This window comes from Streptomyces sp. NPDC054770 (genome assembly GCF_053611985.1).
The window spans coordinates 173,294-198,355 of the sequence record NZ_JBSHBL010000005.1 but is presented as its reverse complement, the minus strand read 5'-3'; the positions used below and the strand labels follow the sequence as shown (position 1 = coordinate 198,355).

General features: G+C 70.0%; 27 protein-coding genes. 14 read left to right on the top strand and 13 right to left on the bottom strand.

Annotated features, from left to right (window positions below; genetic code table 11):
• Window positions 1–78 precede the first annotated feature (78 nt).
• On the top strand, window positions 79–429 hold the full coding sequence (locus ACWGKQ_RS07525) for a DUF2516 family protein (protein ID WP_453290928.1): 351 nt from the start codon (window positions 79–81) through the stop codon (window positions 427–429).
• Between the two features lie 89 nt (window positions 430–518).
• Here ACWGKQ_RS07525 and ACWGKQ_RS07520 read toward each other — a convergent pair whose 3' ends face one another.
• The 3 genes from ACWGKQ_RS07520 to ACWGKQ_RS07510 all read right to left on the bottom strand — a co-directional run bounded on the left by ACWGKQ_RS07520 (window position 519) and on the right by ACWGKQ_RS07510 (window position 4,236).
• Window positions 519–1,829 (bottom strand): PP2C family protein-serine/threonine phosphatase, encoded by a 1,311-nt coding sequence (locus tag ACWGKQ_RS07520; RefSeq protein ID WP_453290927.1) that lies wholly within the window; start codon window positions 1,827–1,829, stop codon window positions 519–521.
• Between the two features lie 290 nt (window positions 1,830–2,119).
• Window positions 2,120–3,238, bottom strand: a complete 1,119-nt coding sequence (locus ACWGKQ_RS07515) for an NlpC/P60 family protein (RefSeq protein ID WP_453290926.1) — start codon at window positions 3,236–3,238, stop codon at window positions 2,120–2,122.
• A 203-nt stretch (window positions 3,239–3,441) separates the two neighbouring features.
• The gene (locus ACWGKQ_RS07510; RefSeq protein WP_453290925.1) at window positions 3,442–4,236 is read right to left on the bottom strand and encodes a class I SAM-dependent methyltransferase; all 795 of its coding nucleotides are present in this window, start codon (window positions 4,234–4,236) and stop codon (window positions 3,442–3,444) included.
• A 261-nt stretch (window positions 4,237–4,497) separates the two neighbouring features.
• Here ACWGKQ_RS07510 and mshA point away from each other — a divergent pair, with 261 nt between their 5' ends.
• The 4 genes from mshA (at window position 4,498) to ACWGKQ_RS07490 (ending at window position 9,055) form a co-directional block, all read left to right on the top strand.
• On the top strand, window positions 4,498–5,835 hold the full coding sequence (gene mshA / locus ACWGKQ_RS07505; protein WP_453290924.1) for a D-inositol-3-phosphate glycosyltransferase: 1,338 nt from the start codon (window positions 4,498–4,500) through the stop codon (window positions 5,833–5,835).
• A complete protein-coding gene (locus ACWGKQ_RS07500) occupies window positions 5,828–6,337 on the top strand; it encodes a YbjN domain-containing protein (RefSeq protein ID WP_453290923.1) in 510 nt (169 codons plus the stop codon). The genes mshA and ACWGKQ_RS07500 overlap by 8 nt, the downstream gene beginning before the upstream one ends.
• Window positions 6,338–6,468: 131 nt before the next feature.
• Complete coding sequence (locus ACWGKQ_RS07495; protein WP_453290922.1) at window positions 6,469–8,139, top strand: glycosyl hydrolase family 28-related protein; 1,671 nt, start codon at window positions 6,469–6,471, stop codon at window positions 8,137–8,139.
• Between the two features lie 109 nt (window positions 8,140–8,248).
• Window positions 8,249–9,055, top strand: coding sequence for a hypothetical protein (locus ACWGKQ_RS07490; RefSeq protein ID WP_453290921.1), 807 nt, complete (start codon window positions 8,249–8,251; stop codon window positions 9,053–9,055).
• Here the strand turns inward: ACWGKQ_RS07490 and ACWGKQ_RS07485 are convergent.
• Window positions 9,048–9,887 (bottom strand): AraC family transcriptional regulator, encoded by an 840-nt coding sequence (locus tag ACWGKQ_RS07485; RefSeq protein WP_453290920.1) that lies wholly within the window; start codon window positions 9,885–9,887, stop codon window positions 9,048–9,050. The two genes, ACWGKQ_RS07490 and ACWGKQ_RS07485, sit on opposite strands and share 8 nt — an antisense overlap.
• Between ACWGKQ_RS07485 and ACWGKQ_RS07480 the strand changes: the two genes are divergently transcribed.
• Both ACWGKQ_RS07480 and ACWGKQ_RS07475 read left to right on the top strand, forming a co-directional pair.
• Window positions 9,886–10,350, top strand: coding sequence for a DUF2000 family protein (locus ACWGKQ_RS07480; protein ID WP_453290919.1), 465 nt, complete (start codon window positions 9,886–9,888; stop codon window positions 10,348–10,350). The two genes, ACWGKQ_RS07485 and ACWGKQ_RS07480, sit on opposite strands and share 2 nt — an antisense overlap.
• 101 nt (window positions 10,351–10,451) lie before the next feature.
• Window positions 10,452–11,618 carry a hypothetical protein gene (locus ACWGKQ_RS07475; RefSeq protein ID WP_453290918.1) on the top strand — a complete coding sequence of 389 codons (1,167 nt, stop codon included), beginning with the start codon at window positions 10,452–10,454 and terminating at the stop codon, window positions 11,616–11,618.
• A gap of 95 nt (window positions 11,619–11,713) precedes the next feature.
• Here ACWGKQ_RS07475 and ACWGKQ_RS07470 read toward each other — a convergent pair whose 3' ends face one another.
• Entirely contained in the window at window positions 11,714–12,979 is a 1,266-nt protein-coding gene (locus tag ACWGKQ_RS07470; protein WP_453290917.1) for an MDR family MFS transporter, read from the bottom strand.
• Between the two features lie 165 nt (window positions 12,980–13,144).
• On the opposite strand from ACWGKQ_RS07470, the gene ACWGKQ_RS07465 reads away from it, so the two are divergent.
• Window positions 13,145–13,906, top strand: coding sequence for a phosphoglyceromutase (locus tag ACWGKQ_RS07465; protein ID WP_453290916.1), 762 nt, complete (start codon window positions 13,145–13,147; stop codon window positions 13,904–13,906).
• A gap of 227 nt (window positions 13,907–14,133) precedes the next feature.
• Window positions 14,134–14,907 (top strand): calcium-binding protein, encoded by a 774-nt coding sequence (locus ACWGKQ_RS07460; protein WP_453290915.1) that lies wholly within the window; start codon window positions 14,134–14,136, stop codon window positions 14,905–14,907.
• A gap of 211 nt (window positions 14,908–15,118) precedes the next feature.
• Here ACWGKQ_RS07460 and ACWGKQ_RS07455 read toward each other — a convergent pair whose 3' ends face one another.
• Window positions 15,119–15,337 carry a transcriptional regulator gene (locus tag ACWGKQ_RS07455; protein ID WP_453291005.1) on the bottom strand — a complete coding sequence of 73 codons (219 nt, stop codon included), beginning with the start codon at window positions 15,335–15,337 and terminating at the stop codon, window positions 15,119–15,121.
• Between ACWGKQ_RS07455 and ACWGKQ_RS07450 the strand changes: the two genes are divergently transcribed.
• Window positions 15,305–15,724: a restriction endonuclease gene (locus ACWGKQ_RS07450; protein WP_453290914.1), complete on the top strand. Its 420-nt coding sequence runs from the start codon at window positions 15,305–15,307 to the stop codon at window positions 15,722–15,724. The two genes, ACWGKQ_RS07455 and ACWGKQ_RS07450, sit on opposite strands and share 33 nt — an antisense overlap.
• Before the next feature lie 394 nt (window positions 15,725–16,118).
• Here ACWGKQ_RS07450 and ACWGKQ_RS07445 read toward each other — a convergent pair whose 3' ends face one another.
• Together ACWGKQ_RS07445 and ACWGKQ_RS07440 are read right to left on the bottom strand one after the other, a co-directional pair.
• On the bottom strand, window positions 16,119–16,889 hold the full coding sequence (locus ACWGKQ_RS07445) for a calcium-binding protein (RefSeq protein WP_453290913.1): 771 nt from the start codon (window positions 16,887–16,889) through the stop codon (window positions 16,119–16,121).
• A gap of 59 nt (window positions 16,890–16,948) precedes the next feature.
• A complete protein-coding gene (locus tag ACWGKQ_RS07440) occupies window positions 16,949–17,935 on the bottom strand; it encodes an AraC family transcriptional regulator (protein WP_453290912.1) in 987 nt (328 codons plus the stop codon).
• Between the two features lie 145 nt (window positions 17,936–18,080).
• On the opposite strand from ACWGKQ_RS07440, the gene ACWGKQ_RS07435 reads away from it, so the two are divergent.
• A complete protein-coding gene (locus tag ACWGKQ_RS07435; protein WP_453290911.1) occupies window positions 18,081–19,211 on the top strand; it encodes a saccharopine dehydrogenase family protein in 1,131 nt (376 codons plus the stop codon).
• A gap of 31 nt (window positions 19,212–19,242) precedes the next feature.
• Window positions 19,243–20,424, top strand: a complete 1,182-nt coding sequence (locus ACWGKQ_RS07430; protein WP_453290910.1) for a CapA family protein — start codon at window positions 19,243–19,245, stop codon at window positions 20,422–20,424.
• A gap of 338 nt (window positions 20,425–20,762) precedes the next feature.
• Here ACWGKQ_RS07430 and ACWGKQ_RS07425 read toward each other — a convergent pair whose 3' ends face one another.
• The 3 genes from ACWGKQ_RS07425 to ACWGKQ_RS07415 form a co-directional block, all read right to left on the bottom strand.
• A complete protein-coding gene (locus tag ACWGKQ_RS07425) occupies window positions 20,763–21,305 on the bottom strand; it encodes a DUF4262 domain-containing protein (protein WP_453290909.1) in 543 nt (180 codons plus the stop codon).
• Window positions 21,306–21,397: 92 nt separating this feature from the next.
• Window positions 21,398–21,673, bottom strand: a complete 276-nt coding sequence (locus ACWGKQ_RS07420; RefSeq protein WP_453290908.1) for a ribosomal protein L7/L12 — start codon at window positions 21,671–21,673, stop codon at window positions 21,398–21,400.
• 114 nt (window positions 21,674–21,787) lie between these two features.
• Complete coding sequence (locus ACWGKQ_RS07415; protein ID WP_453290907.1) at window positions 21,788–22,258, bottom strand: hypothetical protein; 471 nt, start codon at window positions 22,256–22,258, stop codon at window positions 21,788–21,790.
• A 155-nt stretch (window positions 22,259–22,413) separates the two neighbouring features.
• Here ACWGKQ_RS07415 and ACWGKQ_RS07410 point away from each other — a divergent pair, with 155 nt between their 5' ends.
• A complete protein-coding gene (locus ACWGKQ_RS07410; protein ID WP_453290906.1) occupies window positions 22,414–23,157 on the top strand; it encodes an SDR family oxidoreductase in 744 nt (247 codons plus the stop codon).
• Window positions 23,158–23,239: 82 nt separating this feature from the next.
• Here ACWGKQ_RS07410 and ACWGKQ_RS07405 read toward each other — a convergent pair whose 3' ends face one another.
• A complete protein-coding gene (locus ACWGKQ_RS07405) occupies window positions 23,240–23,875 on the bottom strand; it encodes a nuclear transport factor 2 family protein (protein ID WP_453290905.1) in 636 nt (211 codons plus the stop codon).
• Between the two features lie 197 nt (window positions 23,876–24,072).
• Here ACWGKQ_RS07405 and ACWGKQ_RS07400 point away from each other — a divergent pair, with 197 nt between their 5' ends.
• On the top strand, window positions 24,073–24,711 hold the full coding sequence (locus ACWGKQ_RS07400; protein ID WP_453290904.1) for a TetR/AcrR family transcriptional regulator: 639 nt from the start codon (window positions 24,073–24,075) through the stop codon (window positions 24,709–24,711).
• A gap of 27 nt (window positions 24,712–24,738) precedes the next feature.
• Here ACWGKQ_RS07400 and ACWGKQ_RS07395 read toward each other — a convergent pair whose 3' ends face one another.
• On the bottom strand, window positions 24,739–25,053 hold the full coding sequence (locus ACWGKQ_RS07395) for a hypothetical protein (RefSeq protein ID WP_453290903.1): 315 nt from the start codon (window positions 25,051–25,053) through the stop codon (window positions 24,739–24,741).
• Window positions 25,054–25,062 lie beyond the last annotated feature (9 nt).

Here is a 25,062-nt window from a genome sequence, read left to right as displayed (position 1 = left end):
GGGCACCCTTGGGGTGCCCGGCCCGTTCTACGGGTACGGTGGCCGCGTAGGGATCGGGAGAGAGCGGGCGGTGGCAGCATGCTGATGTTGGGGTTCGCAGGGTTCCTGGGACTGTTGAAGATCGTCCTGATGGCCCTGGCCGCGTTCGGGCTGGTCGACGCCGTGTTCCGGCGCGAGGACGCCTTCCGCGCGGCCGACAAGCAGAACAAGATCTTCTGGCTGATCATCCTGGCCATCGCCCTGGTCGTCAGCTACCTCTTCTCGATCCTCTCCATCCTCCCGATCGCGGGCCTGGTGGGGAGCATCGTCTACCTCGTCGACGTCCGCCCCGCGGTCAAGCAGGTGTCCGGGGGCGGTGGCGGCTGGCGAGGCCGCCGCGGCGGAAGCAGCAGCGACGGCCCGTACGGCCCGTACAACGGCGGCCGCTGAAGCGCCCCGAAGGGGCGCGGGGAACTGCGCGACCAGCCACGAACCACCCGTACCAGGCTGACGACAGCACCCCTACGGCGAGCCGCCGCTCAAACCCCCCGGTCCAGCAGCACAACGGCCACGTCATCCGTCAGCTCGCCCCCATTGAGCTGCCGCACCTCATTCACCGCCGCCCGCAGCAACGCCTCCCCGGTCAGGCCGGAGGCAAGCTGTCGGCGGACCATCTCGACCATCCCGTCCTGCCCCAGCCGCTCCCCGCCCGAGCCCACCCGGCCCTCGATCAGACCGTCGGTGTAGAGCATCAGGCTCCACTCGGCGCCCAGCTTCACCTGCATCCGCGGCCACCGGGCACCCTTCAGCAGCCCCAGCGCCGGCCCGTTGTTGTCGTACGGCAGCAGCTCGGCCGGCCGCCCGGGCCGGGCGATCAGCGGCGCCGGATGCCCGGCCAGGCACAGCCCGGCCCGGCGCCCGTCCGGCGCTATGTCGACGGTGCAGAGCGTCGCGAAGATCTCGTCGTCGGAGCGCTCGTGCTCAAGGACCTCCTGCAGCGTGCCCAGCAGCTCGTCGCCGCTCAGCCCCGCCAGGGTCAGCGCCCGCCAGGCGATCCGCAGCTCCACGCCGAGCGCGGCCTCGTCCGGGCCGTGCCCGCAGACGTCACCGATCATCGCGTGCACGGTCCCGTCGGGCGTGCGCACGGTGTCGTAGAAGTCGCCGCCGAGCAGCGCACGGGAGCGGCCCGGGCGGTAGCGGGCGGCGAACCGCAGCGAGGAACCCTCCAGCAGGGGCGTGGGCAGCAGGCCCCGCTCCAGCCGGCGGTTCTCCTGGGCGCGCAGCCGCCCCTCCGCGAGCTTGCGCTCGGTCGTGAGGGAACGCTTGCGTTCGACGGCGTACCGGATGGCGCGGCTCAGCAGCCGCCCGTCCATTTCGTCCCGGAAGAGGTAGTCCTGCGCGCCGACGCGCACGGCCTCGGTGCCGCGCTCGGCGTCACCGGAGGCGGTGAGCGCGAGCACGGCGTGCCGGGGCGCGAGCTCCAGCACGTGCTTGAGCACGGCGAGCTCGCCCTCCGTGTCCTTGCCGCCCGGCGCCGGCAGCGCCAGGTCCAGCAGGATGCAGTGGACGTCGTCGGTCAGCAGCCGCTCGGCCTCGGTGAGGTTGCGGGCGGTGCGGACGCGGATCGAGGTGCCGGACGCGTCCTGCAACTCGGGCAGGACCGGCGAACCGGCCGGATCGTCCTCGATCAGCAGCAGTGTGAGAGTGGTGCCGCCGGTGTTCGGTGCGACGGCTTCCGTGCGGTTGGCCTCTTCCTTGAGGAGGCCGCCGCCCTGTGCGGGCGCGACGGCCGGCGCCTGACCACTCTCCACGGCCGGGATCGCTCTCTGCCGCGGTACGGGTACGGGCATCGTGTCGGGTTCCTTCCCTCCCCCCGAGGGCATGGCGGGGCGAGGGACCTCGACCCACCAGACGGGGACCATAGCGGTACTGGCCGCCGCAACGGAATGGTGTGAGCCGCGTCGCTCCGTCTCAAGCCATTGGCATATGCCGCTTGCCGTACCGCAGTTGGACAAGAAGGTCGCCCGGCGGGGATGACGAAGGTCACGTGCCACCCGAGTTTGGGCGGGCGTTGGCGGTGGACTGGGTCACATGACGCAGCTCACGAAAGGGATATCACGCCCAAAGTGCCTGGTAATGCTCAGGCGTCCGGCCGTACCACCCCGAGGATCGGCATCGATCCCGCGCCGCCGATCGACACCGTCCGCCCCGGACGCGGGGCCTGGATGATCGCGCCGTCCCCGATGTACATCGCGACATGGCTGGCGTCGTCGTAGTAGATGATCAGGTCGCCGGGGCGCATGTCCTTGACGTCGATGTGCTTCAGCTGCGCCCACTGCTCCTCGGAAGTGCGCGGAATCGGCTTCCCCGCGCTCGCCCAGGCCTGCGAGGTCAGCCCGGAGCAGTCGTAAGAGTCCGGGCCCTCCGCGCCCCACACGTACGGCTTGCCGAGCTGGGCGGTGGCGAACGCGACCGCCTTCTTGCCGGCCGCGGACGCCTTGCTGTGGATCTCGTCGAGTATCCCGGTGTCCAGCCAGGCGGTCTGCGCCTTGTAGGCGGCCTCCCGCTCCAGTTCGGCGAGACGCTCCTTCTGCTTCTTCTCCAGCGTCGACTGGAGCTTCTCGGCGGCGGCGATCCGCTGCTTGATCTTCTTCTTCGCGGCGGCCTTCGCCTTCCGGCCGGCCTCCAGCCTGTTCCACTGGTCGGCCGCGTCCGCCGCGTACTGCTTCAAGTCCTGCTGGGTCTGCGTCAGTTCCCTGATCAGGGCCTTGGTGGCGCGCTCGCCCTGGAGCACCCGCCCGGCCCCGTCCAGGAACTCGGACGGGTTGTCGCTCAGCATCAGCTGGGCGGTGTCCGGCAGGCCGCCGGTGCGGTACTGGGCGGCGGCCGCCCGGCCCGCCCGCTCCTTCAGCGCGTCGAGCTTCCGCTGCCCCTCGACGATCTTCCTGGCCAGGTCGACGATCTCGGCGGACTGCTTCCGGGCCGCCTCCTCGGCGGCGTTGTACGCGTCGGTGGCGACGGCCGCGTCGTGGTAGAGCCCGTCCAGCTTCTCGCGAACCGCCTCGAGGTCCTTGTCCGCCGGGAGAGTCACGGAGGGACTGGGGGAGGCAGCGGCCGAGGTGCTGGGCGAGGGGGAGGGACTGGGCGCCGCGAACGCCGTGCCGGGTGCCGCCAGCACCGTCACCGCGCAGACCACGGTCACCGCCGTCGCCAGGATCCCGCGCCCACCCGGCCGGACGGTGTGCTTGTCCGGTCCCATGACCCGACCCCCCAAAAAAACTGATTAACCGTCAGTAACTTACGACACGTGGAGGATCGTGCCACGTAGTGCCGCAAAGTGACAGAGGTAAAGCGGCAGACGTAACGACAGGTGGGTTCCTCCCCGGTTTCCCCCCGAGCACGACGATCTCCCCGGCTTTGTGACGAACGACTCACCGAGATCGTTCCCGGCCCGCCGCCCCCTCAGGCCGTGGGCGCCAACGCCCCCCATGCCACCGTCACTTCGCCCTGCCGCCAGCGCACCGCCGAGTCCGTCACCGGCCAGTCGGCCGTCAACTCCCGTACCGCCCGCACCCACCGCTGCCGGGCGCCGTACGACGCGTAGGGCGCGGCCGCCGCCCACGCGCGGTCGAAGTCCCGCAGGAACGCGTGCACCGGCTCGCCCGGCACATTGCGGTGGATCAGCGCCTTCGGCAGCCGTTCGGCGAGGTCCGAGGGCCGCTCCAGGGACCCGAGCCGGGTGGCGAAGGTCACCGTCCGCGGCCCCTCCGCGCCGAGCGCGACCCACACGTGCCGCCGCCCGATCTCGTCACAGGTCCCCTCCACCAGCAGCCCGCCGGGCGCGAGCCGCCCGCACAGCCGCCGCCACACCTCGGCGACCTCGCTCTCGTCGTACTGCCGCAGCACGTTGGCCGCGCGGATCAGCAACGGCCGCGCGGGCACCGGGATCTCGAAGCCACCGTGCCGGAAGGTGAGCCCCTCCCGCTCGTAGGGCTTGGCCGCGACGACCCGCGCGGGCTCGATCTCGACACCGACGACCCGCGCGCGTGGCGCGACGGTACGCAACCGCCCGAGCAACTCCACAGCGGTCCAGGGCGCGGCCCCGTAACCGAGGTCGACGGCAACGGGTTCGTCGGCGCGCCGCAGTCCGGCCCCGTGCGTGGCGGCGATCCACCGGTCCATCCGGCGCAGCCGATTGGGATTGGTGGTCCCGCGCGTCACCGTTCCCACGGGGCGGGAGGCGGCGCGGGCATTCATGCCTATGAGGGTAAAGCGCCCTGAAGTGAGGCGCCCCGAAAGGGGCGCGGGGAACTGCGCGACCAGCCCCCACCCACCCGCACCCGAATCCCCAACCGAACCACCCCACGCATCCCACCCTCGAACGGTTGAGCGACATCAGGCAATGTGTCGGCAAAATCAACCCCCCTCGGAATGGGAATCCCTCCCTCCGCGTTGCACCCCGTTGGAGGGCGGCAGACGTCCTCCCACCGGCATGCCCGCACAAAGGAGGACCGCCACGTGAGCCAGTACATCGGCAGGCTCGGGCGCCACTCCCCGTCGGCCGCCTCCCGGCTCCGCCGGCCCCGTCGCCCCCGCCGCGTCGCGATGCTCTCCGTGCACACCTCACCGCTCCACCAGCCCGGCACCGGCGACGCCGGCGGCATGAACGTCTACATCGTCGAGCTCGCGCAGCGCCTCGCCGCGATCAATATCGAGGTCGAGATCTTCACCCGGGCCACCTCCGGCGGCCTGCCGCCGTGCGTCGAGCTCGCCCCCGGCGTCCTCGTCCGGCACGTCGACGCCGGCCCCTACGAGGGCCTCGCCAAGGAGGACCTCCCCGCCCAGCTGTGCGCCTTCACGCACGGCGTGATGCAGGCCTGGGCCGGCCACCGTCCCGGCTACTACGACCTCGTCCACTCGCACTACTGGCTCTCCGGCCACGTCGGCTGGCTCGCCGCCCAGCGCTGGGGCGTCCCCCTGGTGCACGCCATGCACACCATGGCCAAGGTCAAGAACGCCAACCTGGCCGACGGCGACACCCCCGAGCCCGCCGCCCGGGTCATCGGCGAGACCCAGATCGTGGCCGCCGCCGACCGCCTCATCGCGAACACCTCCGAAGAGGCCGACGAGCTGGTACGGCACTACGCCGCCGCCCCCGCCAAGGTCGCCGTCGTCCACCCCGGCGTGAACCTCGACCGCTTCCGCCCGGCGGACGGACGAAAGGCGGCCCGCGCCCGCCTCGGCCTCCCGCAGGACGCCCTGATCCCGCTCTTCGCGGGCCGCATCCAGCCCCTCAAGGCCCCCGACGTCCTGCTCCGCGCCGTGGCCGTCCTCCTCGACGAGCGCCCCGAGCTCCGCTCCCGGATCGTCGTACCGATCGTCGGCGGCCCCAGCGGCAGCGGGCTCGCCAAGCCGGAGGGCCTCCAGAAGCTGGCCGCGCGGCTCGGCATAGCGGACGTCGTCCGGTTCCGGCCGCCGGTCGGCCAGGAACAGCTCGTGGACTGGTTCCGGGCGGCCTCCGTCCTGGTGATGCCCTCCTACAGCGAGTCCTTCGGCCTGGTGGCGATAGAGGCCCAGGCGGCCGGCACCCCCGTCCTCGCCGCCTCGGTCGGCGGCCTCCCGGTGGCCGTACGGGACGGCGAGACCGGCTTCCTGGTGCGCGGGCACGATCCGGCCGACTACGCGCGAGTGCTGCGCCGTTTCGCCGACGACACGTCTTTGGCGGACCGTTTCGGCAATGCCGCCGCCCGGCACGCCCAGTGCTTCGGCTGGGACACGGCCGCCGCCGCCACCGCCGACGTCTACCTGGCCGCGACCCAGTCGCACCGCCGTCGCGTACGCTCGGCCCATGGGTGACGCTTCACAGGAACGGCAGGCCGCGCAGGTCATCGAGGAGGTCCTCAAGGACGCCGAGCTGGAGTGGGAGAGCCCCGGGTCCGGCAGTTACGTCGTGCAGCTCCCCGGCACCCGCAAGCTGAAGACGACCGTCTCCCTCCTCGTCGGCCGCCACTCCCTGTCCCTGAACGCCTTCGTCATCCGGCACCCGGACGAGAACGAACCGGCCGTCCACCGCTGGCTCCTGGAGCGCAACCTCAAGCTGTACGGCGTGAGTTACGCCGTCGACCGCCTCGGCGACGTCTACGTCACCGCCCGCCTCCCGCTCTCCTCCGTCACCGCCCCCGACCTCGACCGCCTCCTCGGCCAGGTCCTGGAGGCCGCGGACGGCGCCTTCAACACCCTCCTGGAGCTGGGCTTCGCCTCCGCGATCCGCAAGGAGTACGCCTGGCGGGTGTCCCGGGGCGAGTCGACGCGGAATCTGGACGCGTTCACGCATCTGATCGAACGCCCTGCTGACTGACTTCAGGTCCAGACCTGATTGACCCCTGCACGACTCTTTCGAGGTGTCAGGGCGTCATGGCATGCTCACCGCAGACGCAGACATGAACGTCGTTCACAACCATGAAAGCCGCCATGGGAAGGACGTACGGAATGAGCACCACGCACCACGGCATGACCGGCCCCCTGACCGGCCCCATCACCAGACGGACCCTGCTCGCCGGCGCCACGGCCGTGGCCGCGACCGTCGTGACGGGCGGCACGGCCCACGCCTCCGACGGCCAAGTGCCCTCCCTCTGGCGGGAGTTCCAGCGGACCCCCTTCACCCACCCGCAGATCCCCTACGTCGGCCGGGCCGGAGCGGCCCGCATCCGCCGCCTCCCGGTCGTCGCCGACGTCCGCGCGTACGGCGCCGTCGCCGACGGCGTCACCGACTGCGCCCCCGCGATCAACCGTGCCATCGCCGCTGCCGCCAGGGCCGGCGGTGGCACGGTCACCATCCCGCCCGGCACCTTCCGCATCGACGGCATGGTCCTGATCGGCTACGACAACGTGGTGCTGCGCGGCGCCGGCAGCGGCCGTACGACGCTGTACGCGACGAAGAACCTCACCGAACTGATCGGCCCGTACGGCTCCCGTTACGGCGGCACGAAGTCGGCGTGGTCCTGGGCGGGCGGGCTCATCTGGCTGGCCCCGAAGCCCCGTTGGGACTCCCTGGTCGCTGCGGTCAAGGCGCAGGACTGGCCCTTCGAGGGCTGGACGGGCAACAAGCGGGACGAGTGGGAGGAACTGACGCCCGTCGAACCGGCCCGCCGGGGCGACCGGACGGTCACCGTCACCGACCCCTCCCGCCTGCGCCCCGGCCGCCTGGTCCTGCTCCGGGTCGCCGACGACACCGCCCACACCCTCCTCCAGCACATGTCCGGCGGCGGCCCGGGCCCGGCGGCGTACTACTGGGAGGACAAGACCAAGCTGCTGTCGTACGTCCCCTACGAGTGGCCCGTCCGGGTCACGGCGGTGCGCGGTCGCCGGGTGACGCTGGAACGCCCGCTTCCGGTCGACCTGCGCCCCGAGTGGAACCCCCTGTTCACCACCCATGTCCGCGAACTGACCGGCTCCGGCGTCGAGGGCCTGACCCTCGACGTCATGGAGACCCCGCAGTCCCCGCACCTGCTCGACAAGGGCTACAACGGGGTCGTCCTGCAGTGCGCGTACGACTGCTGGGTGGACGACGTCACCGTCCGCAACGTCGACAACGGCTTCGGCCTGGTCGCCGCCTCCGCCTGCACCCTGCGCCGCACCCGGGTCGGCGGCCGGGGCGAGCACCACCCCTACTTCTGCCGCGAGGGCTCGCACGACAACCTCGTCGAGGACTTCACCGTCGAGCAGCGCACGGTCCCCGCCCCCGCCGACACCCAGCTGCACGGCATCAACGTCGAGGGGCTGTCCTCGCACAACGTCTGGTCGCGCGGCGAGATGCAGATGGGCACCTTCGACTCGCACCGCGGCCTGCCGTTCGCCAACGTCCGCACCGACATCACCGTGAACAACAACGGCCGGCACGGCGGCGACGCCAACGCCGGGCCGTTGTTCGGCGCCCGCTTCACCCACTGGAACGTTCGAGTGACCAACGGCCGCGCGGGCCTGATGAGACTGGACGGGCTCGCCCCGTACTCCGCCACGGTCGGCCTCAACACGGTCACCGAGTTCGACCAGATCGACGTACCGGACTTCACCGGCGACCTGAACTCCCGCCTGGAGCTGTACGACACCTGGGACGCGGTACGGCCGCGGAACCTGTACGAGGCGCAGCGGAGGCTCTAGGCGTCGTCGAGGGGCCTCGAACTGACGTCCGTCCCGCTGCTGTTAGCCTGCCGTGGCCCGGGTCCTTACCCGGCATTTACCTTCTCTCTCGTCAGTGAAGAGGTTGTGCATGCGCGCAGGCAGATCTTCCGGCTCGGCGGTGGTGCTCGCGGGGGCGCTGGCCCTGGGGGTCTTCGCGGCACCGTCCGCGGCGGCGGCCGACACCGGGATCACGGTGACCAGGATGGTCGTGAACAAGGGCAGGCCCATCGTGGTGGGCACCAGCGCGACGGTGCAGCCCGGCTTCACCTTCCGCATGACCTGGCCGTCCGGCGTCAAGCTCTCCGACGCACAGGTGCTCCCGTTCCTGTACCACGACACCACGGCCGCCAAGGGCAATGCGGACGGCGGCATCTACATCAGCTCCGTCGGCTGCGGCGAGAACGGCTCCCAGCCCGCCGACTGCGGCGGCGAGTTCTACATCGAGCCGCGCTACACCCTGGACTCCGACAACGACGCGACGACCTGGAAGATCGCGGCGGCCGCGAAGATCTGGGGCTCGGACGACAAGCTCAAGAGCCAGGAGATCCTGACCGGCCTCGGCGCCGTGCAGGTCCTGCGTGCGGCCAGGGTCACCGCCGACGCCACCCCCGAGCCCGTCACCAAGGGCAGGACGCTCACCGTGAAGGGCGCGATCACGCGCGCGGACTGGGTGAAGCACAAGTACACCGGTTTCGGCGGCAAGTCGGCCAGGCTGCAGTTCCGCGCGAAGGGCAGCAGCACCTACACGACGCTGAAGACCGTGAAGGCCGACTCGGCCGGCGCTCTGAAGACCACGGTCAAGGCGTCCGCCGACGGCTACTACCGGTGGACCTTCGGTGCCACGGCCACCACGGGCGGCGCGACCTCCGCCGGGGACTACGTCGACGTCAGGTGACGTACCGCGCGCTGTCGCGGTAACGCCCCGGGGTCACCCCCACCAGCTTCCTGAAGTGCCGGGTGAGATGAGCCTGGTCGTAGAAGCCGGTGGCGGTGGCCGTCTCGCCGGGCGGTACGCCGTCGAGCAGCAGCCGGCGGGCCCGGCCGACCCGGCGGGACATCAGGTACTGGTGCGGGGCGATGCCGTACGCGCCGCTGAACGCCCGTACGAGGTGGGCCGGGTGGGCGTGCAGCAGGCGTGCCGCCTCCTCCAGGGCGAGCCCGTCGGCGACCCGCTCGTCCAGGAGTTCACGCAGGGAGCGCGCGAGGGCCGGGTCGGAAGGCCTCTCGGTCACGAGCCGGGGGCGGAGCAGGCCCCGCAGCCGCTCACCGATGAGGGTGAGCCGGCTCTCGGCCTCCAGTTCGTCGCCGGGGCGGGCGAGGGCGGAGTGCAGTTGGCCGACGCGGCACCGCAGCAGCGGGTCCCGCAGGTCGGGTCCGTCGACGGCCGCGCCGATCAGGTCCTCCCCGAGGAGGGTCCCGTCCAGGTACACCACGCGCTTGCGGAAGCCGTCCGCCGTGGCCGGGGAGCCGTTGTGCGGGACGTGCGGCGGCAGCAGGGACACGGTGTCGCCGGGGGTGCCGTGCTCGTGCCGGTCGAGGTCGTACCGTACGGCGCCGGCGTCCACGATGAGCAGCCTCCAGGCGTCATGGACGTGCATCGGGTAGGCGTACTCGGTGAAGCGCGCGTGGAAGACCTCGGTGACGCCCGGGACCCGGGGGCGCCAGGCGGTGACTTCCTGGGGAACTCCCTGGGCGACTCCCTGAGTGACGTGCTGCCGGGCGGCCATGCAAAGAACGTACAAGACCCGGACGAACGACGCCCGGCAGTCTCGGGGCATGAGCACTTTCGACACGAAGATCGCCGTGCTGCTGCGGGCGGACCTGGAGCCCTGGCAGCGGCTGAACGTCACCGCGTTCCTGGTCAGCGGCCTGGGCGCGACGGCCCCCGAGGTGGTCGGGGAGCCCTACGAGGACGCCGACGGGGTGGCGTACCTGCCGATGTTCCGGCAGCCGGTGCTGGTCTTCGAGGGCACGAAGGAGACGCTGAAGGCGGCGCACGAGCGGGCGCTGGGCCGGGCCCTGCCCCGGGCCGTCTTCACCGCGGACCTGTTCTCGACCGGCAACGACCGCGACAACCGGGCGGTGGTGCGTGCCGTGCCCACCGCGGAGCTGGACCTGGTGGGGCTCGCGGTGTACGGGCCGCGGAACGCGGTGGACAAGGTGCTGAAGGGCGCGCGGATGCATCCGTGAGAGCGGACTCGCTGAGCCGGTAGATGGAATCACATGGCGTGACCGGGTGAGCGGATCATCGTATCTGAGCATGATCTTCGTGAATGTCGCATCTCAGAGTCATGCGATACATCAGACTCTCCAGTTCGGCCGCGGTCGCGGCGGCGGTCGTCACGTGCGTCACGGGCGGACCGGCGGCCGCCGGTGGCGGCGACGATTCCTCGACCCCCGTCGCCTGCAACACGCTTGCGCTGACCACCGCCATCCTCGGCGCCTCCCCGGGCGAGACCCTGTCGCTCTCCTCCGGTTGCATCTACGAACTGACCACTCCCATCGGCAGCTCCGGTGACGGCCTGCCGGCCATTGACCAGAACCTCACGATCCGGGGCAACGGCGCGACGATCGTCCGCACCGGGAGCCCGACCGCCACCTTCCGGATCTTCGAGGTCGTCTCCGGCGGCAACCTCCGCCTGGAGGACCTCACCGTCCGTGGCGGCAGGGCCAACGGCAACGGCGGGGGCATCCTCGTCGACGGCGGCGGCAAGCTCAGGCTGACGGGAGCCGACGTGATCTACAGCACCGCCTCGGGCAACGGGGGCGGTGTGGCGGTGTCCCCCAACGCCACGGCGATCATCCGGCGCGGCTGGCTGGCGTTCGACAACGCGAACAACGGCGGCGGGCTGTACAACCAGGGGACGCTGATCGTGGAGGACTCCGAGTTCAGCCGCAATCACGCCCAGATCGCCGGCGGTGGACTCGCCCAGGCCGGCGGCAACGCCTTCGTCCATGCCAGCGTCATCAGCCGCAACACGTCGACCTTCGGCGGTGCCGGCGTCGCCGACACCGGCGGAATGACGGAGATCAGCGAAAGCAAGATCGTGAACAACACCACCGGCTTCACGGGCGGGGGCCTCTTGAACACGGCGCGGCTGACGCTGGACAAGACGGAACTCAGCGGCAACGTCGCCGCGGCCCCGGGGGGCGACGGCGGCGGCGTCTACAACTCCACGGGCAGCGGCGTGCTCGTCCTCAAAGGCAGCAAGGTCCTCAGCAACAGCGCGAACGGCCCGAGCGTCGGCAGCAACTCGGCCCAGGGCGGCGGCATCTTCAACAACAACGGCGGATCGGTCACCCTCGACCACAGCCACGTCCGCAACAACTCCGCCACGGTGGCCCCCGGAGGCGTCTTCACGACCAACCAGTTCACGGTCAAGGCCTCGACCATCACCCGCAACACCCCGACGAACTGCGCGGGAAGCCCCACGATCGTCACGGGCTGCACGGACTGACGCGCACCGACGCGCGGTGCGGCGGCCCGGCCCCTGCCCTTCGGTTCCCGACCGACCGGGACAGGGGCCGCCCACGCACCGCACCCCCGTAGCCGTCAGGCGCCCACCCCGGCCCTGGCATCCTCCCCTTCCACGGTCCCCGTGACGGAGCCGTGCCGCTCCTCCGGCAGCCGGCGCATCAGCAGCCCGTACCCGAGCGCCGCCGCCGTCCCCAGCACCGCGCACACCCCCCACAGCCAGCGCGCCCCGAACCGGTCGATGACCACCCCGGACAGCAGCGGCGCGACGAGCGCGGCGGCGGACCAGGACAGCGTGTACATCCCCTGGTACCGGCCCCGCCCGTGCACCGGCGAGAGCCGCACCACCAGCCCCGTCTGGGTCGGGGCGTTGACGATCTCGGCGAGCGTCCACACGCACACGGTGAGCGCGAACACCCCGACCGACCCGGCCAGCGCGGTGAGCCCGAAGCCGTACCCGGCGAGGAGGGACGAGACGACCAGCAGGGAGCGCGCATCCCGGTGCTGGATGACCCGGGTCACCGGAATCTGGAGCACCACGATGAGCACCCCGTTCACGGCGATGGCCATCCCGTAGTCGGCGGGCGAGAACCCGGCCTCGCCCATCGCCACCGGCAGCCCGACCGACCCCTGCTGGAAGATCAGGGCGACGAGGAACGACAGCCCGACGACGCCCATGTAGCGCCGGTCGCGCACCACGGTCCCGAGGCTGACCTCGCGGCCCCCGACGGCCTCCGCGGCGGCGCGCTCGGGCCGCGACTCGGGCAGCCGGAGAAAGACGAGGAGGGCACAGACGGCGGTCATCCCCGCCTCGATCAGGAACCCGGCGCGGTAGCTGACCTCGGCGATGAACCCGGCGCCCATGGAGGACACGGCGAAGCCCAGGTTGATCGCCCAGTAGTTGAGCGAGAAGGCCCGGACCCGGTCCTCGGGCCGCACGATGTCGGCCATCATGGCCTGCACGGCCGGCCGGGAGGCGTTGGAGGCGACGCCGACGAGGAAGGCGACCGCGGCGATGGCGACCGGATCCCGGACGAACCCGAGCAGCGCGACGGCCCCGGCGGTGGACCCCTGGGCGAGGAGCAGGGTGGGCCGCCGCCCCAGCCGGTCGGCCAGCACCCCGCCCGCCAGCGAGGACACGACCCCGCCCAGCCCGTGCAGGGAGACGACGAGCCCGGTGTACGACGCGCTGTACCCCCGCCCGACGGTCAGGTACAGGGCCATGAAGGTGGCGACGAAGGCGCCCAGCCGGTTGACGAGGGTGCTGGTCCACAGCCACCAGAACTCCCGGGGCAGACCGGATACGGTCTCCCGGACGGCGCGTCGCAGGGCGGCGGACGGCATGACTCCCCCAGGGGCAAATGTAAGCGCTGCACGTAACGAATGGAACTTACATACCGACCGCTCGCCTGAGCCACTCAATTAACAGATGCAGTCGGCTGTCCGCCCCCTGGGACGGCCCCCGGCCGCCCGCCCTGCGCCCCGAATACGTGGATTACGCTCTGACCCATGGCCGACGCACCGTACAAGCTGATCCTCCTCCGCCACGGCGAGAGCGAATGGAACGCGAAGAACCTGTTCACCGGCTGGGTGGACGTCAACCTGAACGAGAAGGGCGAGAAGGAGGCAGTCCGCGGCGGTGAGCTCCTGAAGGACGCCGACCTGCTGCCCGACGTGGTCCACACGTCCCTCCAGAAGCGCGCGATCCGCACCGCGCAGCTGGCCCTTGAGGCGGCCGACCGCCACTGGATCCCGGTCCACCGCAGCTGGCGCCTGAACGAGCGCCACTACGGCGCCCTCCAGGGCAAGGACAAGGCGGCGACGCTGGCCGAGTTCGGCGAGGAGCAGTTCATGCTCTGGCGCCGCTCGTACGACACCCCGCCCCCTCCGCTTCCGGACGACTCGGAGTTCTCCCAGTCCGCCGACCCCCGCTACGCCTCCATCCCCCCGGAGCTGCGTCCCCGCACGGAGTGCCTCAAGGACGTCGTCAACCGGATGCTCCCGTACTGGTACGACGGCATCGTCCCCGACCTCCTGGCCGGCCGCACGGTCCTGGTCGCGGCCCACGGCAACTCCCTCCGCGCCCTCGTCAAGCACCTCGACGGCATCTCGGACGCCGACATCGCCGGCCTGAACATCCCGACGGGCATCCCCCTCGCCTACGAACTGGACACCGACTTCAAGCCGGTGACCCCGGGCGGCCAGTACCTCGACCCGGACGCGGCCGCAGCGGCGATCGAGGCGGTCAAGAACCAGGGCAAGAAGAAGTAGGGTTTGTGATCATGCCTCCCACCTGCGCGTACGGCGCGGATGGGAGGCATGGTCGTGTCTCGGGACCTGCCTCCCCGGCGGCTTGGCATGTTGGTCGCGCTGGGTGTGATGACCGACGTGCAGGTGGACAATCGGCCAAGTTGGCGTGAACGCAGTACGCTCCCTCCATCCATCGTGGTGCCTGCGGCGGGGGCTCGACCGGCAGGCCTGATTTTCCTGGGGACTACATGCGCTCAATCGCCATAGGTGCCGCTCTGTCCGGCGCCCTGGCACTAGCCGTCGCAAGCGCTCCAACGGCTCAGGCCGACGAGTCGTGGGGCGGCGACACAACGATCACCGGCGTCACGGTCAGCGGCGGCAAGCCCATCGTGGTCGGCATCTCCAACAAGGTCACCTTCTCGGCTTCGGTGACCGCCACCGATCCGGACGGCATCGAAACGGCCCGCGTGTTCGTGTGGCACGGCGGCCCCAAGGAAGAAGACACGGACATGACGGTGCCGTTCGGCCGTCCCACGTGCACAGCCGTCGACGCCACGACGAAGACCTGCGTCGTCCCCTTCACCCTCGACCCCCGCGACTTGGAGAAGAACTCCTGGGCCGGGCAGTGGAGGGTCGGCGTCGACGCCTTCGACAAGGGCAACGGCGGCATCTCCCTGGATACCTACAAGTACACGAACATCCAGCGCTACTCGAAGCTCAGCGTCAACGCTTCACCGGAGCCGGTCGCCAAGGGCAAGACCATCACCGTCACCGGCAGACTGACCCGCGCCAACTGGGAGACCCACGACTACCGTGGCTACGCCAGTCAGCCGGTCAAGCTGCAGTTCCGCAAAGCGGGAACAGGCACCTACACGACGGTCAAGACCGTGTACACCAACAGCACCGGCAACCTGAAGGCCACCACGACAGCTGCCGGCGACGGCTACTGGCGCTACTACTTCTCCGGCACCAGCACGACCCCGGCGGTCAAGACCGCCGGGGACTACGTAGACGTGCGGTAGACAGAGGCATCACGCACTGATCAAGCCCCCTCCACCAACGGGTTCTCCGCCGGTGGAGGGGGCTTGATGCTGTGCTGGGGCCGTCTCGGGGCCGTCCAACGCTGACAACAACGAGCCTGGACGGCGGTATACGGCGGCGCCCGGAAATGGCACCCGCGCACAGGTTGGACCGCAGCCAAGCAGGCGCGGGATCGAACTCCTGAAGCGGTGATCACGTGTCGGGTGTACCGGGCACGGGACGCGGAACGTCAAGGCGTAGCACGAGTGCACGTAGGGCCCGGAGTTCGGCGTCCAGGGCCTGCGCACCTTCACGGGTGAGGGTTACCCATGTTCGGGGGCGTCGACCGGCGTAGCCCTTCTCCACGGTGATCATTCCGGACTCCTCCAGCACCTTCAGGTGCCGGGAGAGATTTCCATCGGTGACGGCCAGTTGCTTCTTCAGGAAGCTGAACTCGACCCGGCGATCGGCATGGAGGCGTGGAACACCCAGGTATCGAAGGACGAGGGCGTTGATGCGGTAGCTGTCAGCAAAGACCCCGTCTTCAACGGCGAGTGCATCATCCAGGCCAAGCGCTACAGCAAGCTCGTGGGTGTCGAGTCCGTCCAAGCCCTCGCCGGAGTGGTCGAGCACAAGCGCGCCGCCAAGGGAATCCTGATCACTACGTCCTGGTTCGGCCGTGCCAGCCATGACTTTGCCCGACAGCATGGCCGACTTCAGCTCATCGAAGGGCCGGAGCTGAAGTACCTGATCAAGGAACACCTCGGCAAGGACGTGATTCCCGGCCCGGTCCCTCCGAAGCAGCGCCCCTCTCGCTGAGACTGGAGCCCTCCTGGGCCGAGATACTGGGCCGTCCGAGGCCGCTAGACAGTGGCCAAGGGCGACCAACGGCAACCACCAAGCGCACGAGCCAACGGCCCCTGCCTGTGATTTCTCCGCCGGTAGGGGCCTTGTCCGTGTGCTGAGGCCGTTCTCTGGGCCGTCAGCCGGTCGATCGGGCCGTGCTCAATGCCTGAGGAACTCCGGCTTCGGTTGTTCTCTCGTCTCCGCCTGGGCTGCCGCATCGCGCAGGGCCAGGACAGCTGCCGCCGCGTCTTCCTGAGGCACACCGTCGAACGACGTCCAGCACACGGACACCTGGGTCGGCGAGCACCACGCGGCCGACCCAGGTGTCCGCGGTTTCCCGAACTCAGGCACCTGGGGCGGGTCCTGGTTACCTCACGTCCACGAAATCGCCTGTTGCCGTGGCGGCGGGCGTGGTGGTCGTGCCCCCGAAGTAGTAGCGCCAGTAGCCGTCGGCGGAGGCGGTGACCGTTGTCCTCGCGTTGCCGCTGCCGTCCGTCCTGACGGTCTTGACGGTGCTGTACGTGCTGCTCCCGGCCTTGCGGAACTGCAGTTTGACCGACTGTCCGGAGTACCCGTGATACAGGTGGTCCTCCCAGTTCGCCCTGGTCAGCTTGCCTGTGACGGTGATCGTCCGCCCCTTGGCGACCGGCTCCGGCGAGGCGTTGACCGTGAGCTTGGAGTAGCGCTGCACGTGGGTGGTGCCAAGATTCGTCAGCTTCGCCGAGTCGCCGTCCTTGGCCTTCGCATAGGCGCCGACGTGCCAGGTGCCCGCGAAGGCGTTGTAGTGCAGGTCGTACTCGGGAACGACGGTGTACGTCGACGTGCAGGTGACCGCGGTCCCCGTCGTGCACGTGGTGCCGCTGTCCGAATCCTGGGTCCAGAAGGCGTCGGGGTCACTCCAGGTGCCGTGGTACAGGTACGTCTGCCCGGAGGAGATCCCGGCCGGGTCGGACGCCTTGAACGTGACCTTGAAGACCACCTTGTTCGTCGTGCCGACGGCGATGCCCTTGCCGCCGTTGACCACTACGTTCGAAACCTGGGTGTCGCCCACCACCGTGTCCGCGTGAGCGACCGGAGCGGTGAAGGCTATGAGTGCCAGCGCGCCGCACGAAGCGGCACCGGTGGCGAGTCTACGCATGGGTTTCCTCAGGAAAAGAGGCCTGTCGCCCGGGTAGGCGTACGGCAGGTGAACGAACCTTAAAGGATGGCCTCACCCCTGGCGCGTGAAGGCCGTTCGGTCGCGCCCCGACCGTCAGGATCTGCGGATGTCGTCTGGCGGCGGTAGGCGCCGGGGGCCAGGCCGTGTTCCCGCTTGAAGGCCGTGCTGAATGCGAACTCGGATGTATATCCGATCCGGCCGGCCACGGTCTTCAGCGGAGCATCGGAGTTGCGGAGGAGCCGGGCTGCGGTGGTCATGCGCCACCAGGTCAGGTACGACAGTGGTGGCTGACCCACCAGGGCGGTGAACCGCCGTGCGAATGCCGCTCGGGACAGCCCGGCCAGTGCTCCCAGCTCTTCCACCGTCCACGGCCGATGCGGGGCGCCGTGGATGCCTTGGAGTGCGGCGTGGACGGCCGGGTCGTGCAGGGCTGCGGTCCAGCCGGTGGTCGCATCGTGCCGGGGCCGCTCATCGAGCCAGGCCCGCATGACGTACAGCAACAGGGCGTCGAGCAGTGCGGGCAGCAGGGCGTCACTGCCGAGACGGGGCTCTGCCAGTTCGGTCGCGAGGAGTTCGGTGGCTCCGCGCAGTGACGAGTGGTGCCCCAGGCGGGCCGGAAGGTGAACGAGCTCCGGGAACTCCCCCAGCAGTGGGTGGGGCCGGGCCCGGTCCATGAGGTAGGCGCCGCAGAGCATCACGGTCCGGGACTCCGCCCCGGTGCCGTCGGGGCGATCCTCCCGGAGGGGATCGGCGAGCGGCGAGGAGGGGAGGCCGGCCACCCGCACGGCGGGATCACCGGCCACGGAGTGGGCACTGCCGTGGGGGAGAAAGGCAACGTCTCCGGCCTGGAGTTCGATCGGTTCGCCGGCCGGAGGGATCAGCCGGCTCCTGCCCTCCAGGACGAGGTGGAAGCCGGCACCGGCGAAGGGCCGGTGGCGTACCGCCCACGGCGCGTGCCGCTCGCTGCGCGCATAGTGCGGCCGCCCCATGCGCATGGCGGCGATCACGTCACTGAGCAGGTCCATTCGGTCAGCGTATTCGGATCCTCGGTGCCCGAGAGGATTGCGTATGCAGAGGAGACGCCGACGAATCAGCCGTCTCGTCCATGAGCCATACGCTGCCTTCGAAGGCCGTCGAAAGGACATCGGACATGTCGAAAGGACGTCGGACATGCGGATCGCGGTGTACGGCGCCGGTGGTTACACCGGCAAGCTCGTCGTCGCCGAGCTGGCCCGGCGGGACATCGAGACGGTGCTGGTCGGGCGGAACGTCGAACGCCTCGGTGAGGCAGCTGCCCGAGCCGGGCTCACCGGAGTCGACCGCGCCGCAATCCGGTGCGCCGCGTCCGGGGACCACGCCGCACTCGTCCATGCCTTCCAGGACTGCGCCGCGGTCATCAACTGCGCGGGCCCGTTCGTTCTGTCCGGCGAAGCGGTCGTGCGGGCCGCCATCGCCGCCGGGTGTCATTACGTCGACATCGCCGGTGAACAGCGCCACCTCGATCGGATCTTCAGCGCCTTCGCCGCGCCGGCCGAGGCGGCCGGGGTGACAGTGGTCCCGGGCGCCAACGACGACGGCCTGCCCAGCGACCTGCTCGCTCACCTCGTCGCCGAACGTGTCCGTCCGGTACGGGAACTCGTCATCGGCCTGGAGCTGGTCCGCAGTGGCGCGATGCCGTCCCGCGGCACTCTCCGGTCGGCGCTGGAGAACATCGATGCGTTCACCGGCGGCGGCCTCGGCTACGAAGACGGCCGCTGGCATCCCGATATCGCCGCACGGCGTACGGCACTCACTTTTCCCGACGACTCCGACGCGGTGCCGGTGGTGAAGTTCCCTCTGCCGGCGGTGGTCACGGTTCCCCACCACGTCGCGGCACGCAGGGTCGAGGGTGTGGTCCGTGCGGAACTGGCGGCCGCATTCTCCGACATCACCCCCGCGCTCATCGACAGCGTTCCCGAAGGACCGCCCGTGGACAGCCGCCGCACCGCGCGCTGGATCATCGTGGTCGAGGCGACCGGCGAGGATGGCCGGTACGCTCGCGGCACCGTCCAGGGCACCGACATGCAGGGGAGCACAGCAGTCATCGCGGTCGAAAGCGCGCGCCGGCTCGTTGCCGACGGCGCCAGGCCTGGTGTCCTCGCCCCGGCCCAGGCCTACCCACCCGCCGACTTCCTGGAGTTCCTCGTCCAGCACGGCGTGCACTGGAGTGTCGATGCCACGGGCGGCGCAAGCGGATGCGGCGCAGATCAGGCGCAGGACGGGAGCGCCGTCGGGAACACGCCAGCCGATGACCCTCCGTGAAGGAACGGTGACCGCTTCGTAGCATGAGCGAATGATCAGGTCAGTCGAACGGCACCCCCGGCAGCGGCGCGAGCGGCAGAAGGCGGTGGGCCGTCGCCGTCTGTTCGCCCTCGGTCTGGTCGGGACCGGCGTGGTGGTTGCCGCGGCGTTCGTGTTCCGCGCCGGCTCCGAGGACGCGGCCTCCGTCGGCTCCACCCGAACCGCCCCGCTACGGACGACCGGGACCACGATGCCGGGGCGACCCGCGCCGCCGCACCCCGCCGGCAACGTGCGGATCGCCGCCGTGGGAGACATCGTCATGGGCTCGCTGCCGGACGACCTGCCGCCGGACGACGGCGCCTCGTTCTTCGACCCTGTCGACGACCTGCTCGCAGGCGATGTGGTGCTGGGGAACCTGGAGGGCACGCTCACCACCGGCGGTTCCAGCAAGTGCGACTACATCGACGGCCCGAGCTGCTTCGCGTTCCGCGCCCCGCCGTCCTACGGCCGCTTGTTCAGGAAGGCCGGGTTCACGGTCCTGAACACGGCGAACAACCACATCGACGACTTCGGGGCGGAGGGTCGCCGCGACACGTTCGCCGCGCTGCGCTCCGCGAACCTGCTGTTCACCGGCCGCCTGGGCCAGATCACCGTCCAGCGGGTACGCGGCACCAGGGTCGCACTGGTCGGGTTCGCTCCCGACCGAGGGGCGAACGACCTCACGGACATCCCCGCGGCAAAGCGACTCACCGCACGCGCCGCGGCGATGGCGGACATCGTGATCGTCACGATGCATGCCGGCGCGGAGGGCTCGGACCGCACCCACGTCGAACCCGGCACCGAGTACTTCCTCGGTGAGGACCGCGGCGACAGCTACCGCTTCAGCCGTGCGGTGATCGACGCCGGCGCCGACCTCGTCGTGGGCAGCGGCCCGCATGTGATGCGCGGAATGGAGTTCTACAAGGGCCGCCTGATCGCCTACAGCCTGGGGAACTTCTCCGGCTACAAGGTGCTCGGCCTCGGCGGCACACTCTCGACCAGCGGCGTGCTGCACGTCACCCTCGGCGCCGACGGCACCTACGTGTCCGGGCGCCTGCACCCGACCCGGATCGTGCCGCCCGGCACACCGGAGCCGGGCGGCGACGCGATCGACCTCGTCTCCAGCATGTCGGAGGAGGACTTCGGCCCGCACGCCGCCCAGATCTCGGCGGACGGGACGATCCAGCGCCCGTAGCCGGCGCCGCCGCCGGCTCGTCACCGCCCACCCGAGCGAAGACACGATCCGCATCTCCTGAGGCGGTGCTCTGCGAAGTTGCGGCGACCCGGAGGCCACGTCTCTCGACACCGATCGCGTGGTGACGGGCCGGCCGGCACAGAGCGAGCGACTCCACCCCGAGATTGTCCTGGGATTCCACGGGCTGTGTCTGGTGAAAGCCGTCAACGACGACGACTGGTACAGGGGCAGCCTGAACGACGACGGGCATCTGGGCGTGCGGAGGTCAAGGCGCGGGGGAGTCTGCCGAACGCCGGTGCCCTCGGTGCGGTGTGCGCCGAGGGCATGACGACTGGCTGTCATCCGACCTGCGACCACGGTCCCTTGCTGTCGGACTTCGGGATCCAGAGCAGTGGTTGACTCGTGCGGCAGTAGTCATTCACGCCGTCCTCCCAGGGGAAGCGCCCGGACTTGTCGGGCCAGAACAACTGCGTGACGGGCAACGGAGGGGCTTGGTAGAAGTCGATGCCGGCACCGAAGAAGTCCCGGTACCAGCTGGGATGAACAGGCCGGACAGCGACGTCGTAGCCGTTGAGGACGTCATCCCTGCGCTGGTCCGGCTCCAGCGGAAGGCCACCGCGGATCCCGGCTCCGGCCGTGTTCACGACGGGCATTGCGACGTCGATCCGCAGACCGAAGACACAGACCTCGGGACTGCGCAGCGTGTGCCACAGCCCGATGGAGTACGCCCAATCGGCGGGTGCGTCGTCGCCGGCGCCGACACCCATGACGTGCCAGCCGAAGTCGGTGACGCTCTGGGCTATCCGGCTGTCTCGTTCTTCCCAGGCCGGGCCGTCTGCCGGTGGTTCGCAGAGGAGGCAGGAGCAGGGGGAGTCTTTCATCAGGGGAGAGTAGATCAGCGTGGGGTCCGGGGCACCGGGGGCTGACCAGTTCCTGGCAGGGCCGGGGGCTTTTGGGTCGGCCCGGCCCGTGTTCAGTGCTTCAGGAAGTCCGGCTCCGGTTGTTCTCTCGTCTCCGCCTGGGCTCCCACATCACGGAGGGCCAGGACGGCTGCCACTGCGTCCTCCTGGGGCACACCGCAGAGAATCAGGGCGGGAACCTGCGTTGCCAGAACCTTGCTGCGCCAGAGACCCAGCCCGGTCAGCCGACGCACGACCTGAGCGAGGTCCAGCACGCGGACACCAGGGTCGGTGAGCACCACGTCATGGGGCACGTCGTCGCACACCAGCAAGAAGTGCTCGTCTGCCATCGCACCCCGCCCTTCTCCGGTTCAGAGCGTACGAGCCGGCGGTCCCGGCCACCGGCCGCCCTCGACCGCGGAAGTCAGGGTCCGTGCGGCAACGACAGTTTCGGTGTACGGAGTTCAGCGCAGAGGCCGTCGCTCGTCCATCCGGCGCGTCGGTACGCCCAGGAACGCGTCAGGCATCCCGAGGCCGTAAAGGATGTTGAACGTCTCCAGCTGATAGGACCAGGCCCCGCCACAACTGCCGACGAACCGGTAGTTGATCTGCCATTGCAACCATTGTCCGGGAGCCAGGCGAACGGCAGGCGGGCGCCGATTGCGTCGTGGCATGGCGAACATGCTCACCTCTGGTGGGTCCACGCGCAGCAGTCCGTCGACCTCGCGAAGGATCACCCCGGGCATCGAGAGATCCCGTACCTGCATACGGGGCTCGAAGGAATCGGACTCCCGCATGGTGACCTCGTGGAGGGCGGAACTCACCCCCGGAGGCAGCGAGAAGACCGTAGCGGCGGCGTTTCTGCGAGCAGCTTCAGGGCCGCCGCGCGACTTCTTCGTCCACGACGTGCGTATCCGCTGAACGACAGCATCCATGAGGCGAATCATCGCCCGGGACGCCGCACGACGGCTACAGGGGTGACGTGCGGAGGGCGACGAGACCCCGCCCGTTCGTTGACAATTGCTTGCGTCGGCAAGTAATCTCGAGTCAAGTGGCCACCTCTTCCCACTGACTACAGCCGGAGAACCCCTTGAATCCCACTGGCAACACCATCTTCGTCGCCGGATCGACCTCGGGTATCGGTCTCGGCCTCGCGCTGCGGCTGCACGCGGCGGGCAACCGGGTCATCGTCTCCGGGCGTCGCGAGGACCGGCTGGCGCGGATCGTCTCGGAGCACCCCGGCATCGAGTCCGTCGTGCTCGACGTGACCGACCCGGCCTCCGTCCAGGACGCCACCGCGCAGCTGCTGCAGCGTTTTCCCGAGCTGAACGTCCTGGTGGCGATGGCCGGCATCATGTTGCCGGAGGATCTGCACGGCAACGGTTTCCTCGCCACGGCGGAGGCGACGGTGGCGACCAACCTCCTGGGGCCCATCCGCCTCGTGGCCGCTCTGACCGAGCACCTCGCCACCCGGCCGCAGGCGACGATCATGACGGTGTCCTCCGGGCTGGCGTTCGTCCCTCTGCCGATCGCCCCGACCTACAACGCCACCAAGGCCGCCGTCCACTCCTTCACCGAGAGCCTCCGCGTCCAGCTGGCGGACACTCGTATCGACGTCCTCGAACTGGTTCCCCCGTCGGTGCGCACCGCCATGATGGGGCAGGAGGACTCGGAGACGGCCATGCCCCTCGACGACTTCCTCGACGAGGTCATGGACATCCTCGGCTCCGGTGAGCAGCCGGACGAGATTCTCGTCAAGGCGGTCGAGGCGGAGCGGTTCGCCGAGGCCCGCGGCGAGTACGCCGACAGGCTGCGCATGCTGTCCGGCCGGTGACGCCAGTGGCGACCGGCTCCGGCGGGTGATGTGCGGCCGGCCGTGCCGGGCATCACCCGCCGTGGAGCGGCCGTAGAGCGACTCAGTGCTTGTTGACCGCGGAGGCCCAGTCGAGGTTCACGCCCATCTGCTGGTACATGGCCGAGTACCCGAGGAAGCAGTTGAACTTCTCGACCTTGCCGTCGTGCAGGTACCAGAAGTCGGCGGTCGGTACGTCGACCTTCGCACCGTTCGGCTTCACGGTGCCCGCCGGCGACTGGAGCGGTCCCTCGAACGTGCCCTGGATCGCCAGCTCGATGCTGACCACGTCCCCGTTCACGGTGATGCTCTTGAGGTCACGGTGTACGTCGGGGAAGAGGCCGGCCATGTAGAGCGGAACGTTGCTGAGCTCCTTACCCCGGTAGGACTGGCCGGCGACCATGTCGTTGAAGGCGCCGTCCTCGGTGAAGTCGGCGACGAACGCCTTGGCGTCCAGGCTGTTGCCCTCCGCCACGTGGTACGCGTCCAGGACGACCGCGAGGTTGGCCCTCTCGCGCTTGGTCAGGTGGCGGTTGGTGAGCGGCAGCTTCGCCAGGTCGCGCGAGGTCAGGTCCGTGTGGGCCGCCGCACCGGTGTGGGCGGGGGTCGCGGCCTGCGTCGGCGCGGCGGCGATGGAAAGACCGCCCAGGACCGCTATCGCGGTCGCTGCGGTGATCGACTTCCGGCTGAGCAGCTTCATGACGTGTTCCTCCACTTTCGTTCGGGTCGTTCTTGGCCGTGCGTGTCGTACGTGGTCCTGCGCGCTCTTGGTAAATCAAGCGCTCGCTTGACTTTATGAACGGCGGCGGCGGGATGTCAAGCGACTGTTTGAATTGTGTGTCGCGCGGCGGAGGGGCCGGTTGACAGTGAAGTCAAGCAGCTGCTTGACTTCATGCTGTGGTAGGGGCGAAGAAGACGGATCTACGCCGAGAGGCCGGTCAGCGAACCCGCGAGGGCCTGCAGACGGCCGCCCTGGAGCTGCTCGCGCAGCGGGGCCAGGAGGGCGTGACGCTCCGCGAGATCACGGATCGCGCCGGAGCCAACGTCGCCGCGGTGAGTTACCACTTCGGATCGCTGAAGGCGCTGTGCGACGCGGCGATCGAGCACGCGCTGGAGCAGTACCTGGATGCTCAGCTCCTGGCGCTCCATTCGCTCGACTCCACGTCGACGCTCCAGGACGTGGCGGCGGCGTTCGCCCGGCCGATGATGCGCGCGCTGGCGGCCGGCGGACAGGACCTGGACATGATGCGGACGGTGGCGCGCGTCGGCATCGATCCGCCCCAGGGGTGGGAGCGGCTGGACGGCAAGTTCGAGCAGAGTCGCCAGGCGGCCCTCCGGGTGCTGACGGCGAACCTCCCCGGAGTCGACGAGCAGGAACTGAACTTCCGTACGCGATGCGCGGCCGGCCTGCTGAACTGGCTCGCGCTGGCTCCCATCGGCGCCGAGCTGGCCGCGATGTCCGCCGAGCAGATCGAGCGGCATCTGGTCCCCGTGGTGACCGGGGCGTTCCGCGGGGACGCCGCCGTCGGGAGCTGACCGGAGCGTTGTGCCGTGCTGGAGCCGTCAGCGGATCGGAGGCAGCTTCCGGCGCTTGCGGCGCTTCCAGGCGGTGCGTCGGTTCCCGAGTGCGCCGTCACGGTTCAACACGAGGTATCCGACCACGCTGAGCGCCGCGGAGCAGAGGGCGAGGACGAGGCCCAGCGGTTGGCGGTCTTCGGTCAGGGAGGCCGCCGCGTGGAGCAACTGCGCCACTCCGAGGGCCAGTGCGGCCCATCCCGCCAGGGTGCGGGCGTGCCGGCGGCGTTGTCGCCGCACCAGCCACCCGCCACCGGCCAGCCAGATGGCACCGCTGACGCCGAACGTCACTGCGATGAACATTTCCCCGCC